This window comes from Cupriavidus sp. FW305-3-2-15-C-LB2, assembly GCF_058787575.1.
Genome location: NZ_JBYSZW010000005.1, coordinates 178,591 through 192,299, shown reverse-complemented (window position 1 = coordinate 192,299; position 13,709 = coordinate 178,591). Strand labels below are relative to the sequence as shown.

The 13,709-nt window shown below is 67.4% G+C and carries 12 protein-coding genes and 1 rRNA gene; 5 read left to right on the top strand and 8 right to left on the bottom strand.

Translation table 11 applies throughout. The features are described 5' to 3' along the window. Nucleotides 1–166: 166 nt before the first annotated feature. Nucleotides 167–279, top strand: a 5S ribosomal RNA gene (gene rrf / locus AC3WRR_RS06605). A gap of 73 nt (nt 280–352) precedes the next feature. On the opposite strand, the gene AC3WRR_RS06600 is transcribed toward rrf, so the two are convergent. The 4 genes from AC3WRR_RS06600 to AC3WRR_RS06585 form a co-directional block, all read right to left on the bottom strand. Continuing rightward, on the bottom strand, nt 353–604 hold the full coding sequence (locus AC3WRR_RS06600; RefSeq protein ID WP_492296492.1) for a hypothetical protein: 252 nt from the start codon (nt 602–604) through the stop codon (nt 353–355). A gap of 23 nt (nt 605–627) precedes the next feature. Continuing rightward, a complete protein-coding gene (locus tag AC3WRR_RS06595; RefSeq protein WP_018314951.1) occupies nt 628–1,086 on the bottom strand; it encodes a MarR family winged helix-turn-helix transcriptional regulator in 459 nt (152 codons plus the stop codon). Nucleotides 1,087–1,259: 173 nt separating this feature from the next. Further along, nucleotides 1,260–1,505: a hypothetical protein gene (locus tag AC3WRR_RS06590; protein ID WP_234788249.1), complete on the bottom strand. Its 246-nt coding sequence runs from the start codon at nt 1,503–1,505 to the stop codon at nt 1,260–1,262. A 77-nt stretch (nt 1,506–1,582) separates the two neighbouring features. Then, complete coding sequence (locus AC3WRR_RS06585; protein WP_492296489.1) at nt 1,583–2,035, bottom strand: Ohr family peroxiredoxin; 453 nt, start codon at nt 2,033–2,035, stop codon at nt 1,583–1,585. Nucleotides 2,036–2,235: 200 nt separating this feature from the next. Here AC3WRR_RS06585 and AC3WRR_RS06580 point away from each other — a divergent pair, with 200 nt between their 5' ends. Together AC3WRR_RS06580 and AC3WRR_RS06575 are read left to right on the top strand one after the other, a co-directional pair. After that, nucleotides 2,236–2,865, top strand: a complete 630-nt coding sequence (locus tag AC3WRR_RS06580; protein WP_010811762.1) for a TetR/AcrR family transcriptional regulator — start codon at nt 2,236–2,238, stop codon at nt 2,863–2,865. A gap of 23 nt (nt 2,866–2,888) precedes the next feature. Continuing rightward, the gene (locus AC3WRR_RS06575; RefSeq protein WP_011615218.1) at nt 2,889–3,998 is read left to right on the top strand and encodes an alkene reductase; all 1,110 of its coding nucleotides are present in this window, start codon (nt 2,889–2,891) and stop codon (nt 3,996–3,998) included. Between the two features lie 117 nt (nt 3,999–4,115). On the opposite strand, the gene AC3WRR_RS06570 is transcribed toward AC3WRR_RS06575, so the two are convergent. Then, complete coding sequence (locus AC3WRR_RS06570; protein ID WP_492296487.1) at nt 4,116–4,499, bottom strand: hypothetical protein; 384 nt, start codon at nt 4,497–4,499, stop codon at nt 4,116–4,118. A gap of 361 nt (nt 4,500–4,860) precedes the next feature. On the opposite strand from AC3WRR_RS06570, the gene AC3WRR_RS06565 reads away from it, so the two are divergent. Together AC3WRR_RS06565 and AC3WRR_RS06560 are read left to right on the top strand one after the other, a co-directional pair. Further along, on the top strand, nt 4,861–6,066 hold the full coding sequence (locus tag AC3WRR_RS06565; protein ID WP_492296485.1) for a M48 family metalloprotease: 1,206 nt from the start codon (nt 4,861–4,863) through the stop codon (nt 6,064–6,066). Beyond that, on the top strand, nt 6,063–11,585 hold the full coding sequence (locus tag AC3WRR_RS06560) for an AAA domain-containing protein (protein ID WP_492296483.1): 5,523 nt from the start codon (nt 6,063–6,065) through the stop codon (nt 11,583–11,585). Before AC3WRR_RS06565 ends, AC3WRR_RS06560 begins: the two co-directional genes overlap by 4 nt. A 30-nt stretch (nt 11,586–11,615) precedes the next feature. Here AC3WRR_RS06560 and tolA read toward each other — a convergent pair whose 3' ends face one another. From tolA to AC3WRR_RS06545, 3 genes are all read right to left on the bottom strand, one after another. Beyond that, nucleotides 11,616–12,368, bottom strand: coding sequence for a cell envelope integrity protein TolA (gene tolA / locus AC3WRR_RS06555; RefSeq protein ID WP_010811767.1), 753 nt, complete (start codon nt 12,366–12,368; stop codon nt 11,616–11,618). A gap of 41 nt (nt 12,369–12,409) precedes the next feature. Next, nucleotides 12,410–12,934 (bottom strand): hypothetical protein, encoded by a 525-nt coding sequence (locus AC3WRR_RS06550; RefSeq protein WP_010811768.1) that lies wholly within the window; start codon nt 12,932–12,934, stop codon nt 12,410–12,412. 158 nt (nt 12,935–13,092) lie between these two features. Continuing rightward, nucleotides 13,093–13,461 (bottom strand): VOC family protein, encoded by a 369-nt coding sequence (locus AC3WRR_RS06545; RefSeq protein ID WP_010811769.1) that lies wholly within the window; start codon nt 13,459–13,461, stop codon nt 13,093–13,095. Nucleotides 13,462–13,709 lie beyond the last annotated feature (248 nt).

Sequence of the window (13,709 nt, the reverse complement as noted above, 5' to 3'; positions counted from 1 at the left end):
GCGCAGTAATGCGTTAAGCTAACCAGTACTAATTGCCCGTAAGGCTTGATCCTATAACCAGTGTGTTTTGCCTGGTGAGTCGATCGCCTTGTGCCAGATACGCACAACCCCAACTACATCCCTATTCGCAGCGTTGACCTCAACCTCAGCGCTGCAACCCCTCATGCCTGGTGACCATAGCGAGCTGGAACCACCCCTTCCCATCCCGAACAGGTCCGTGAAACAGCTCCGCGCCGATGATAGTGCGGATTCCCGTGTGAAAGTAGGTCATCGCCAGGCTCTTATTCCCAAAACCCCTCGACAGCGTGTGCTGCGAGGGGTTTTGTCTTTTCCGGCTCGGAATCTTGCGGGCTCAGTAGTCCGCCAGCTTCTCGCCGTCGACTTCCATGAGCTGGTCCAGGCGCAGGGTCTCGCCAGTCTTGAGCGTCAGATATTCGGCGCCGCCCAGGCTGTACACGTCGGCAATGGTCGCGGTGCGCTGCTGGAGCAAGCCATCGGCGTCGCGGTAGTGGATCTGCGTGGGCCTGCGCACGGTGGCGAGGTCTTCCAGGCGATCGTGGAACTCGCAGCTGATCGGGCTGTACTGGGCGGCTGTGCTGGTCATGGCTATGGATCCTGTGTGCTGGTTCATTCGCTGTCTTTCACCGACTGGATCAGGTTGTTGCGCAGCGACGCAACTGCCTTCTGGATCCGGGCGAATTCGTCCGGGGCCAGGCCGGTCGCTCCGGCGAGGCTGGATTCCAGGCGCCGCTCGCGCAGCTTGCGGCCGGCCTTGGTCAGGCGCACACGTACCTGGCGCTCGTCTTCGGGGTCGCGCTGCCGCTCCACATAGCCCATCGCCTCCAGCTTCTTCAGGATCGGCGTCAGGGTGTTCGATTCGAGAAACAGCTTCTCTCCCAGGCTGCCGACGGTCTGGTCGTCCTGCTCCCATAGCGCAACGATGGTGATGTATTGCGTATAGGTCAGCCCCAGTTGCTCAAGGACCGGTTTGTAGGCCTTGCCGAAGGCGAGGTTCGCGGAATAGACCGCGAAGCACAGGAAGTCCGAGAGCGTCGGGGTTGCGGCGGGCTTGTCGGTGGGTTTCATTTGCTGCCTCGTTGGCCAAAGACGGATGGATCGCAAGCGTCGATTATAGATCGTATGCGATTTTATCGCAGGTGCGATAACTTTCCGCGGCAGTTCCTGGAGCCCGAGGGAAGGGCGCCCGGAACCGGCAGAGAATCGTGCGCACAATCTGGCCTCCGCGGCGCTACGCGGTCTCAGGCGCGTGCGCCGTCGAGGTAAGGGTCGACCTTGCCGCGGGCGCCGTCGTAGTACGGGCTGCGCGTGCCGTGTACCGAGCGTGCGCCGTCGGTGTACGGATCGGCTGCGCTGGTGACCGAGCGGGCGCCCTCGGTGAAAGGGTCGCGCGCCGAACCGGCGGCTTGCGCGGCGGCGGCGGTCAACAGGGCGGCGGCGACAACGGTGTAGCGGGCGATGGAGGTGAGCGTGGTCATGGTATGCATCCTTGTATCAGGTGATGTTTAGTCGTATCCGATTACATCGCATACGACTAATTGGAAATAACGAAAAGGTCAGGGAGTTACGACGTAAACACGTTCAGCGCCACCTCGATATTGCCGCGGGTTGCCTTCGAGTAGGGGCAGATCGCATCGGCGGCGTGAGCGAGTTGCGTAGCGACTTCCTGCGGCAGGCCCGGCGCGCGCAGATTCAGGCGTGCTTGCAGGAAGTATTCCGCGCCGGTCTGGCCCAGGTCGACTTCGATGTCCACGGCCAGGTCGGACGGCAGTTCCAGCTTCATCTCCTTGGCCACGAGGCCGACCGCGGCGATGTAGCACGCCGACCAGGCGCCCGCGAACAGTTGTTCCGCGGTCGGGTGGGGTTGGACGGTCGTGAACACGTGCGCCGGGGTGGTGCTGTTGCCGGGCGACAGCGCGATGTCCAGCGTGCCGTTGTGGCCGCGTGAGGTAACGCCGGCGCTGCTGTGCATGGTGTGGGTCTTGCCGGTGGCGAGGACTTTTTCGATCTTGCTCATGGAATGGATCTCTGGTGGTTGTCAGTTGTATTTGAATCGCATACGCTTAGATCGCATGCGATGGAATGCATATTGGAACATGGAGCTTCCCTTGTCAAGGAAAAATATCGTGTGCCCGGAAGAGGGCCGGAAATGCGTCCTTGCCTACGCTTGCGCAGTGCCGTTTGACATCTTAAGACGACTGGTCATATTATTCCGCCATGGCACGCACTGCAGACAAGACCGACATCCCCAACCGTTTGACGAAGGCGGGGCGCGAACTGTTTACGCGCCACGGCTACAACGCCACCGGCATCCAGCAGATCACCGACCACGCCGGCGTGCCGAAGGGGTCGTTCTACAACCATTTCGAGAGCAAGGAAGCGTTCGCGGCGGTCATCGTCGCGCAATACGCGGGTTTCCTGCAGCGGTCGTGGGAGGCGATGATCGATGAGGCGCCGTCTGCGCCAATGGCAGCGATCCGCTATGTCTTTGCCCGGATGATTGCGTACCACGAATCGAGGAAGCTGCAGGCTGGGTGTCTGATAGGTAACTTCGCGGCGGAGATTGCCTTGTCGAGCGAAGTCTGCCGGGCCGCCCTGCAATCCGCGCAACTGGCGTGGCGCGAACGCCTCGCCAGCATGATCTGCGAGGCCCAGGCGCACGGCGATATCCGTGCCGACATAGCGGCTGCCGAGCTATCCGGGCTGGCGTGGGATGCCTGGGAGGGCGCCTTGCTGCGCATGAAGCTCGAATGCTCTGTCGAGCCGCTGCGCCGCAGCGTCGACCTGATGTTTGACCACCTGTTCCAGCCGGCCGCTAACGGCGGTTCTCGCCGCAACAAGCCATAGACCAACTACGGAGTAAGTGATTCATGGGTGTACAGAACGAAGCCTTCCTCGCCGACGCGCTGTTCCAGCCAATCAAGCTGGGCAAGCTCGAACTGGCCAACCGCATGGCCATGGCGCCGCTCACGCGCAGCCGGGCCGACGACAACCTGGTGCCGACCGACATGGTGGTCGAGTACTACAGCCAGCGCGCCAGCGTAGGCCTGATCATCGCTGAAGCCACCCAGGTCTCGACCACTGCCCAGGGCTACACCAATACGCCGGGCGTCTACACCCCCGAGCAGATTGCTGCCTGGAAGAAGGTGACCGATGCGGTCCACGCTAAGGGCGGCAGGATCTTCCTGCAGATCTGGCACACCGGCCGCATGTCGCACACGCACTTCCAGCCGGACAACCAGGCCCCGGTCGCACCGTCGGCCATCGCTGCCAATGCCAAGACCTATATCAATGGCAAAGGCTACGTCGAATGCTCGGTCCCGCGCGCGCTCGAGACGGCCGAGATCGCTGGTATTGTCGACGACTTCCGCACCGCTGCAGCCAATGCCGTCCAGGCCGGCTTCGACGGTGTCGAAGTCCATGGCGCGCACGGCTACCTGCTTGACGCCTTCCTGCGCGATGGCACGAACAATCGCACCGACGCGTATGGCGGCAGCATCGAAAACCGCGCGCGCTTCCTGCTCGAAGTCATGGCTGCCGTGGTTAAGGAGATTGGTGCCGACCGGGTCGGCGTTCGCCTGGCGCCGGTCTCGCCCGTCAACGACGCGCTGGAGAGCAACCCACAGCCACTGTTCGAATATGTCGTGCGTGAACTGGAGAAGCTGCATCCGGTGTATATCCATGTCGTGGAAGGCCACACCGGCGGCCCGCGCGACAACGCCCCGTTCGACTATGAAGCGCTGCACCGCCTGTACACCGGCGTATGGATGGTCAACAACGGCTACTCCAAGGAGATGGCCGAAGAGGCGATTCGCCGTGGCAGTGCCGACATGGTCTCGTTCGGCCGCAAGATGATCACCAACCCCGACCTGCCGCGCCGCTTCCGCGAAAACAAGCCGCTGAACCGTCCGTTTGAAGACGCGTCGCTGTACGGCGGCAACGGTGCGCACGGCTACGTCGACTACCCCGAGCTGGGCTGACGCGGGCTCCGGCCAGCAAAAAAGCGCCCTTTGGAGCCGGGAGAAATACGTTCCAAAGGGCGCGTAAGCGCGTTTGACGATGGCTGCCTGCCTGAGGCAGGCTTGCTATGCACGGGCTTATGCCAGGGCGCCATCGGTATAGACGTCGAACTTGCGCGCGGGATCTGCCGATACCCCGCTGCGGTCCATGCCGGCCAGCGCGCCGTCGGTGTAGATGTCGAATTTGCGGGCAGGGTCGGCCGACACGCCACTGCGGTCGAGGCCGGAAACGGACTGCTCGTTGGCGGGTGAAGCCTCAACGCGAGTACCGTCGATGAAGACGTCGAAGCGGCCGGCCCGCGCAGCTTCGCTATAGACGTCGCGCATGTCGACGCGGAAGGTGTAGCCGGACTTGTCGCCGGCAGGAGCGCTGTCGCGGGCGGCGGCATGGGCAATGCCGGCAGTGCAGGCGACTGCAATCGCGGCGGTGGCGAAGATCGTGTTGGCGAGCTGGCGGATCATGGCGGTACTCCGATTTGCGGTAAGGAGGGCAGAACGCGGCGGGCGTCCTCTCGCTTATACGCAGAAGCTGTGCCACCGGATGCGGACCGACAAAAATGGAGTCGCAGCCCCGTCATCAGCGAATTCCGCCCGGCTGGCGGAGCAAATGTTGGGCAGAAACAAACTTGCGGCGTATCAGCCGCCCACCCAAACCAACAGCTTCAGCCATCAGCCGCTTCTCGCGCCGGCATCCCCGCCTCCAACTGCTCCCGACAACGTCATGCTCGCCAGGCCAGTGCGGGCATTGCCCGCGCTGATGGACGGCGCCAACGCCATGCTCCCCCTGTAGAATCGGCTTCCACGCAACCCTGGAATGTCCCGCATGGACTCTCACGCCCCGGATCGCGGCGCGCTGGTGCCGCTTGCCTATCACGCAACGGTGGTCGACTACCTGCGCCGCCATGAGCCCGAGGTCTGGCGCTGGGCCGGCGCCCGCGCGACCGGCGCCGATCACCGCGAGGCACTGCGCTCGATGCTGCTGCGCGACACCTACCGCATCGAGGCGGACGCACATGCCGACGTGCACGCGGCGCTGGCCGAGGCGATGGCGCGCCTCGGCATCGACGCCCCCGCGACGCTTTACCAGTCGCCGGGCCATGACATGAACGCGTCGCTGGTCTACGTGCCGGGCGAGGTCCACATCATCCTGCAGGGGCCGCTGCTGGATCGGCTGTCGCCGCCGGAGCTGCTGGCGGTGTTCGGCCACGAACTGGCCCACTACCTGCTGTGGTCGCGCGACGACGGCCAGTTCCTGGTGGCTGACCGCATCCTGAACGACGCGCTGGCCGCGCCCGGCGCCAGCGCCAGCCATCGCGAGACCTGGCGCCGCTACGCGCTGCACACCGAGCTGTTCGCCGACCGCGGCGGCGCCGTGGCCGCCCGTGCGGTGGCGCCGGCCGTGTCGACGCTGGTCAAGGTGCAGACCGGCATCGGCAGCGTGGACGCGGCCGCCTACCTGCGCCAGGCGGCCGAGATCGAGGCCCACGAAGCGGGCGCGAGCGCCGCCCACAGCCATCCCGAGACCTTTATCCGGGCGCGCGCACTGGCGCTGTGGTGGGAGGGCGCGGCCGATCTCGATCCATGGATCGAAACCCGGCTGCACGGCCCGCTGGCGCTGGAGAAGCTGGACCTGCCGGGACAGATCCGCCTGCAGGCGCTGACGCGCGGCTTCCTGGCCCACTTCCTCGCCTGCACGCCGCTGGCGAGCGAGGCAGTACTCGCGCAAGTACGCATGATGTTCCCCGACTGGCGCGACGACGAACCAGCGATCGGCCCCGAGGGGTTGGGGCCGGACGTGGCCGACGACAGCGTGCGCGGCTACCTCAACGCGCTGATGATGGACCTGGCGCTCGCCGACCCCGACCAGCAGGACGCGGCGCTGCTGCGCGCCGGCCAGGTGGCGCAGGCGCTCGGCAGCCTGGAAGCGCTGCATGGCAACCTGCGCCGCGACGCCGGCTTCGGCAAGCGCGAGCTGGACCGCTACCAGCGCCAACTCCACCGCGAACTGGCCAGGGAGGGCCGGGCATGACTGACAGCACGACCCACGGCACCAATACCATTCCGGATATGACCGGCAGCGGGGAGCCGCGCATGCTGCGCGCCCTGATCGAGGCGCAGGCGGGCGCGGCGCTGCCCACCGACGACGTCCTGGTGCTGGTGCTGCCGCTGTTCGCGCAGGTTGCCACGCTGCACGCGCAGGGCAGGGTGGCCGCGCTCGATCGCGACAGCATCCTGGTGGACGAGGATGGGGCGCTGCGCCTGCGCCGGCCCGATGGCGAGGCGCCCGTCATGGACATCGGCGCGGTGCATCGCGTGCAGCCGCATCCGGCCTCGGGCCTGAACATCGTCGGCGCGCTGCAGCTCGGCCATGCCGACGACGGACAGCGCGACCAGGCCGACCTGGCGCTGCAGCTTGACGCTACGGCGCCCGTCGCGCGCCCGGTCTACCTGCCCGGCCCGGCCAGCTGGGAACGGCTCGTCGGCCACCACGACGAAATCGGCGACATCTTCCTGCTCGGCATGGTGCTGGCGAGCCTGGCCTGCGGCCTGGACTTCGCCGACGAGGACGACCTGCGCAGTTTCGTGGCGCATCGCCGCAACCTGTTCCTGCTGCATGAGCGCTTGCATCCGATCGTCGCCGCGGTGATCGTCGAGATGACCGAGATCAACCGCCACGACCGCGCCACCGATGTCGCCGCGCTGGCGACCCGGCTGCGCACGTGGCGCGACCAGCCACTCGGCCTGGACGTCGAGCGTGCGCTGGCCGGCACGACCGGTGCCACGCCGCGCCGCGCCGCCGTGCTCACGCACCTGCGCGACCGCCTGTTCGATCTGTCGCGGCGCAACCGCCTGCTGCATTTCCGTCCGACCGCGGTCAGCGTCAACGTCACCGTGGCCAGCGTGCCGCTGATGCTGCAGATCGAAAGCGTGCGGCCCGAGCATATCTGCACCTGGGGCGGACCGTTCGCAGCCGACCTGGTGGCGGGCAAGCCGGTGTCGCTGCAGCGCTGGCTGCGCTTCGACGACCAGCCCTACCTGCCGGCGTCGCTGGACCGCCTGATCGCCGAGACCCGCCGCGACCGCGCCGAGTACGGCTTCAGCAACCTGCGCCTGGTGGTGGCGTTCCTGCGCTGGCACAACCTGAAGGAGGCGCCGGACGAGCGCATCGTGACGCCGCTGCTGTGGCTGCCGGTGGAGCTGGTCAAACGCAAGGGCGTGCGCGACCAGTACGTGATCCAGTGCGCGGGCGGCGAGGCCGAGTTCAACCCGGTGCTGCGCCACTACCTGAGCCAGCTGTACGACATCCGGCTGGATGAGACGGTGGATCTCGGCAAGACCTCGCTCGAGGAGATCCATGCCGGCATCCTCGCGCAGATCCGCCGCTCGGAACCGTCAGTGGAGCTGCGCCTGGTCGACAAGGCCGCGGTGCGGCTGGTGCGGCAGAAGGCGCTGCAGCGGATGCAGCAGTTCCAGCGCCGCAAGCCGGGCCCGGCCGCCGCGCGCACCGGTGGCTGGCTGCCGCCGTACAGCTATGCGCAGGACGACTACCGGCCGCTGGGACGCGCGCTGTTCGAGCACTGGGTGCGGCCGAGCGAGCTGCCGCAGCGCTTCGAGGCGGGCGCCGCACCGGGCGCCGGTCCGCGCCAGCCACACATGAGCGGCCCCGCCGCCGCGGAAAGCGACGAGTGCCAGGGCTACGTGCTCGAGGAGTCCGAAGGCCACCGTTATGCCTGGGACCTGGACCTGACGCAGGTGACGCTCGCCAACTTCAACTACCGCAAGATGTCGCTGGTGCGCGACTACGCGCAGTTGCTGGACGAGCCCGGCGCCAATCCGGCATTCGACCGCGTGTTCTCGATCGATCCGCGCGACGTGGAGACGCAAGTGCCCGCGCCGCTCGCACCGGCCGAGCAGTGGAACGTGGTGGCGGCCGATGCGACGCAGAACGCCGCGGTCGGCCTCGCGCGCAGCCAGCGCAGCTTCATCATCCAGGGCCCGCCGGGCACTGGCAAGTCGCAGACCATCACCAACCTGATCGCCGACTACGCGGGCCGCGGCAAACGCGTGCTGTTCGTCTGCGAGAAGCGCGCCGCGCTCGACGTGGTGTTCCACCGGCTCAAGCAAAGCGGGCTGGACTCGCTGTGCTCCCTGATCCACGACTCGCAGACCGACAAGAAGGCCTTTATTGCCGACCTGCGTGCCTGCTACGAGCAGTGGATCGCGCAGCCGCACGATGGCGACGCGCTGGCTGCGCGCCGCACGCAGGTCGTCGAGGCGCTGGCCGCATACCAGCAGCGCATCGACGCATTCGAGTCGGCGATGGCCAGCGCGCCCGAGGCACTCGGCGACAGCGTGCGTGCGTTGCTGCGCCGCGTGGCCGCGTTGCCCGCTGTGCCCGAGGCAGGGCCTGCGCTGCGCGAGCGCCTGCCGGCGCTGGCCGCCTGGGACCGTCAGCGCGATCTCGCGCACCGCGTGCACCGCGCGATGCGCGAGCGCTTCGGTGTCGACAGCCTGGCCGCGCACCCGTTCGCGCGCCTGTCGCCGCAACTGCTGGCCGACGAGCGCGCCTATGGCCGCGCCGAGCAGCTGTGCCATGACGCCGAGGCGCTGTTCGATGCGCTCGACCCGCTGCTCGACAGTACCGCCAGCCTGACCGGCCAGGACACCGCGCTGGAGCAGGCACGCGTAATCGCCGCCGACAGCCAGTGGCTGCTCGACACGGGCCTGGCCGCGCATCTGGACCTGCTCGATGCGGCCTCGCCGGCGCAAGCCGCGCTGCGCGAGATCCGCGCGGAGCTGGAGTCGCGCGCACAGGCACTCGCCGACGCGCAAGCCGCAACGTCTAACTGGCAGGACAAGCTGAGCCCCGGCGATACCGAATCGGCGCTGGCGCTCGCGCGGCGGCTGGAGCCGTCGTTCGCGCGCTGGCTGCAGCCCGCATGGTGGCGGCTGCGCGGCGAACTGAAGCGCCGCTATGACTTCGGCAAGCACGCCGTCCATCCGGGCTACGGCAAGGTGCTGGAAGCGCTGGCCGCTGAGCACGCCGCGAGCGCCGCGCTGGCGGCGGCCGATGCCGACAGCCGCCGCCGCTACGGGGTCGGCGAGATGCGGGCTTTCCTGCGCGCGCTCGGCGAACTCGAGCGGCGCCTGCAGTCGGGCGCAGGCCCGCGCGAACTGGTCGCGCACTTGCGCCAGGCTGTCGACCCGGTCGCGGCGGCGCGCGCCGAGGCCGGTGCGCGCGAGTCGCTGGAGAAGCTCGCGCAGCGTGTACGCGACGGGCTGGCGCTGGCCGCCGATGCGCGCCTCGGCGACATCGCCGAACTGCTGCGCGACCTGCGCGAGGCGCTGGACGACCTGCCAGACCTGTTGCCGCTGTTGCGAGCGGTGCATGCGGGCGACCCCGCCTGTGCCGCCACGCTGCAGTGGCTCGATCACGCACCGGTGCAGCTCGAGGCGCTGGTCGCCGATGAGGCACTGCGCCGTCTCACGCGCGAGAACCCGGTGCTGGCGCGCTTTGGCGGCGCGGCGCTGGCGCAGGCTGCGCGCGCCGTGGCGCAAGGGCAGCGTGAACTGCTCGCGCTGAACGCGCAAGTGGTTCGCGCCACGCGGCACCGGCAGTTTGCCGAGCACGTGCGCGTGTCCTCGCTGTCGGCCACGATGCTGGACGCCGACGGCAAGGCGTTCAAGAAACAATACGCCACGGGTCGCCGCGAACTGGAGCACGAGTTCGGCAAGAGCATGCGCCACCGCTCGATCCGCGATCTCTGCGACGACGAGACCGGCCTCGTCATCAACGACCTGAAGCCGATCTGGCTGATGAGTCCATTGTCGGTGTCCGACACGCTGCCGCTGTCGCCTGATCTGTTCGACGTGGTGATCTTCGACGAGGCCAGCCAGATTCCGACCGAGGAGGCCGTGCCGGCGCTGAGCCGCGCGCGCCAGGTGGTGGTGGTCGGCGACGAGATGCAGCTGCCGCCGACAAGTTTCTTCACGGCCGGCGGTGCCGAGGGCGACGACGAGATCGTCGTGGAAGAGGAGGGCGAGCGCATCGCGATCAATCTCGATTCGGACAGCCTGCTGAACCAGGCCGCGCGCAACCTGCCCGCCACGCTGCTGGCGTGGCACTACCGCAGCCGTCACGAGTCGCTGATCAGCTTTTCCAACGCGGCGTTCTACGACGGACGCCTGGTCACCATTCCCGACCGTTTGCTGGAGCAGGCCGAGGACGAGGCGCCTGCGCTGCGTTCGGACCAGGAAGATGCCGGCATCGCGGGCGCCGACGCGCTGCTGGCGCGGCCGGTCAGCTTCCACCGGCTGGCCGACGGCGTCTACGCGGACCGCCGCAATGCGCAGGAGGCGAACTACATCGCCCGGACCGTGCGCGAGCTGCTGCGGCGCGAGACCGGGCTGAGCCTGGGCATCGTGGCGTTTTCAGAGGCGCAGCAGGGCGCCATCGAGTCCGCGCTCGAGGCGCTGGCCGCCGAGGACGCGGACTTCGCGATGCGCCTCGAGCGCGAGTACGTGCGCGAGGACGACGACCAGTTCAACGGACTGTTCGTCAAGAACCTGGAGAACGTGCAAGGCGACGAGCGCGACGTGATCATCCTGAGCATCTGCTACGCGCCGGGGCCGGACGGCAAGATGCTGATGAACTTCGGCCCGATCAACCAGCGCGGCGGCGAGAAGCGGCTGAACGTGATCTTCAGCCGCGCGCGCCATCGGATGGCGGTGGTGTCGACGATCCAGGCCGAGGCGATCACCAACGTGCACAACGATGGCGCGGCCGCGCTGCGTGCGTTCCTGCAGTTCGCGCAGGCCAGCGCGCGCGGGCAGTTCGAACGCGCCCAGTCGGTGCTCGGCGCGCTGAACCCCGGCGCGCGCGACGCCTTCACGCGCGAGGCCACGCCGGACAGCGTCCGCGACGCACTGGCCGAGGCGCTGCGTGCGCGCGGCCACCAGGTGCACGCCAACGTCGGCCGCTCGCAGTTCCGCTGCGACCTGGCCATCGCCGATCCGTCGGGACAAGGCTACGCGCTGGCGATCCTGCTCGATGCGCCGTCCGAGCCGGTGACGGACACCGCCGAGCGCTATGTGTTCCGCCCCGGCGTCCTGCGCGGCTTCGGCTGGCGGGTGCTGGACATCCCCGGCAAGGACTGGCTCGACGATCGGGACGCGGTGCTGGCCCGCATCGAGGCCATGCTGGCCGATGGCGAGGATCGCGCGCTGGACGTGGAGGTCGAGATGCCGGTGCCGTTGGCGAAGCCGGCCGCGGCGCAGGATCCGGCGTCAACGGGCGAGGCCCGGACGGACGCGGCGACGGCATCGGCTGCGCAAGCGGAACTGGTTCGGAGCCTGCGCTTCGAACAGGGCACATCGCGCAAGTTCTGGCGTGTCAGCGTACGCGGGGCGGAGCTCTCCGTCACCTACGGCCGCATCGGCAGCACAGGGCAGACCAGCGTGAAGACCTTCGACAGCGCCGAGCGGGCACGGCGCGAGGCGGACAAGCTGGTGTCGGAGAAACTGCGCAAGGGCTACATAGAGGCGTAGCGCCTGGACAGGGCACAGGAGGCGGCACTACTAGCCGCCTTCGTCCTTGGGCCAGAAAGTAATGAGGATATTGGACGGTGCAACGCCGTTTTCGTCGCGCGGCAGCGGGTCGGATCGCTGCACCGCGCGCAGCACGGCGTTGTCCCAGGCCGCATTGCCGCTTGACTTGGCGAGCCGCGTCGACAGCACCGAGCCATCCGGCGCCATGCCCACGGCCACCACCGCCGCCGGATTGCCGCTGACGTCTTCATTGAAAATGATGTTCGGCTTGACCCGCTGCCGGACCCGCTCGGCATAACCGGACGAAGGCTTGGTGCCGGAGCCGGAGCCGACCCGTGTTCCCGAATTGCCCGCCTGCGACCGCAATCGCGCCAGTTCGCCCTGGCGCTGGGCATTGTCGGCCTGGCGCTGCGCTTCCGTCGCCTTGCGCTGCGCCTCCTTGCGGGCCGCTTCGGCACGGGCCTGGTTCTCGCGCTGCCGTGCTTGTGCCTGGTCGCGCGCGGCCTGCTCGGCCTTGCGCTGCTTTTCCTGCAGCGAGATGTCGGCGTCTTCCTCTTCGACCGGCTTCGGGCTTGGCGCCGGCGTGATTGCAGGCGCTGGCGTTGCGGCTTCCGGGATCGCCTCCCACAGTTCGGCCGCGATACCCTCCGGCGCCGCGCTGCGCCAGCGCACGCCATAGTAGAGCAGGGCACCCAGCAGCAGGTGCATGAACAAGGCCAGCAGGAAGCACCTCAGGGTGCCCCGTTCAGGCACTGGCTGATAGGGATAGGCGACGGTCTGCATGGATCGCGCGCCTTGCCGCTGCTCGTTTTGCGCTTGCTCTCCTAGGTACCGCCAGTTCCGCCGGCGGACGCATCCACGTGCCGCTCCAGTTTCAGATACGAGTCAGCCGCGACCAGGCCGAACACGATGTGGGCAATGGCGGTCACCCAGCCTCGCGCTTCGGCAAACCATGGGAAGACGGCAGTCATGCCGTGAAAATTGACCAGGTACAGGACCAGGCCGAACAGCGCCCCCACCACCGAGGCCATGCCGACGCTCGAATCGAAACGGAACGGCGCCATGATCGCTGCCAGGATCACCGCGAACACGACAGAGAGCACGAAGTGGACCACCACGGCCGCTACCAGCACGCTCATCTGGAAGGTGGCAGCTTGCGCCAGCACATCAGGGCCCAGCATGATGGCCGCGATCATGGTCAGCGGCTTCCAGACGCTGGCCCCCATCAGCATGGCCGCCAGCAAGTCGAGCACCAGGAATACCACCCCGGCGACGAGGCCCGCCAGCGCCGCCGCACGCCAGTCCGGCCACCGGTGCGTGTAGCGATGCGATTGCATATGAAGTTCCATGACATCCTCCTTTGATGCGGCAGAAACCAGAGCCGCTTTCCAAGGCGCAACTTCATTCTATGGGGTGCAACCGCATCAACCAAGCGCAGTCAACGCTGCAAAGCATCGAGCTGGCGTGGCAGGGCGCCAGTGTCTCGTCAAAGGCTCATGACAGGACACTAGCCCTTCGTAAAGATCTCCAGAAAGTGCTTGCTCGGATCCTCGAAGTAGATCCGACGGCCGCCATCGTCGGTGTTGACCTCGCCTGGGCGGCGGCGGTACGGGTCCGCCCAGTAGGTCAGGTTGCGCGCGCGGACGCGGGCAAAGCCCTGATCGAATTCGGCGTCGCTGACCAGGAAGGCATAGTGCTGCAGGGCAACATCGCCCTCCGCGTCCATGAAGTCCAGGGTCACGTCATTGTCCAGCCGCACGCCGAGAAACGGCCCGAACGGCTCGGCCGGGGGACGTCCGAGGATCTCGCAGAGGAAGTCGGCGGATACCTTCTTGTCGTGAGAAAAGACGATGGTGTGGTTGAGCTGGATGGCCATGCCGCAATCTCCGGGAAGGATATGTGCAAGGAACGGCGAGCAAGCCGGCCGGGGACGGCCAGCCGGCCGTCACGCAGAAGCTGGCGTGCGCCACGCTTGCAGCGTAGCCAGCGCGGGCAATGACGGCAACCTTGCCTTGCAGGCCAGGCCTGGCTGGCGCTTCCCTTCAGGCGTGGCGTTAGCGCCTGAAAGTCCGGCCGGGTCAGATGCATCCTGCATGGCTTCACTTCCAACCATCCGCCCCGTAG

Excerpts from the sequence above, each read along its gene's own strand:
- AC3WRR_RS06600 (WP_492296492.1), bottom strand. The coding sequence starts at position 604 with ATGACCAGCACAGCCGCCCAGTACAGCCCGATCAGCTGCGAGTTCCAC.
- AC3WRR_RS06595 (WP_018314951.1), bottom strand. The coding sequence starts at position 1,086 with ATGAAACCCACCGACAAGCCCGCCGCAACCCCGACGCTCTCGGACTTC.
- AC3WRR_RS06590 (WP_234788249.1), bottom strand. The coding sequence starts at position 1,505 with ATGCATACCATGACCACGCTCACCTCCATCGCCCGCTACACCGTTGTC.
- AC3WRR_RS06585 (WP_492296489.1), bottom strand. The coding sequence starts at position 2,035 with ATGAGCAAGATCGAAAAAGTCCTCGCCACCGGCAAGACCCACACCATG.
- AC3WRR_RS06580 (WP_010811762.1), top strand. The coding sequence starts at position 2,236 with ATGGCACGCACTGCAGACAAGACCGACATCCCCAACCGTTTGACGAAG.
- AC3WRR_RS06575 (WP_011615218.1), top strand. The coding sequence starts at position 2,889 with ATGGGTGTACAGAACGAAGCCTTCCTCGCCGACGCGCTGTTCCAGCCA.
- AC3WRR_RS06570 (WP_492296487.1), bottom strand. The coding sequence starts at position 4,499 with ATGATCCGCCAGCTCGCCAACACGATCTTCGCCACCGCCGCGATTGCA.
- AC3WRR_RS06565 (WP_492296485.1), top strand. The coding sequence starts at position 4,861 with ATGGACTCTCACGCCCCGGATCGCGGCGCGCTGGTGCCGCTTGCCTAT.
- AC3WRR_RS06560 (WP_492296483.1), top strand. The coding sequence starts at position 6,063 with ATGACTGACAGCACGACCCACGGCACCAATACCATTCCGGATATGACC.
- tolA (WP_010811767.1), bottom strand. The coding sequence starts at position 12,368 with ATGCAGACCGTCGCCTATCCCTATCAGCCAGTGCCTGAACGGGGCACC.
- AC3WRR_RS06550 (WP_010811768.1), bottom strand. The coding sequence starts at position 12,934 with ATGGAACTTCATATGCAATCGCATCGCTACACGCACCGGTGGCCGGAC.
- AC3WRR_RS06545 (WP_010811769.1), bottom strand. The coding sequence starts at position 13,461 with ATGGCCATCCAGCTCAACCACACCATCGTCTTTTCTCACGACAAGAAG.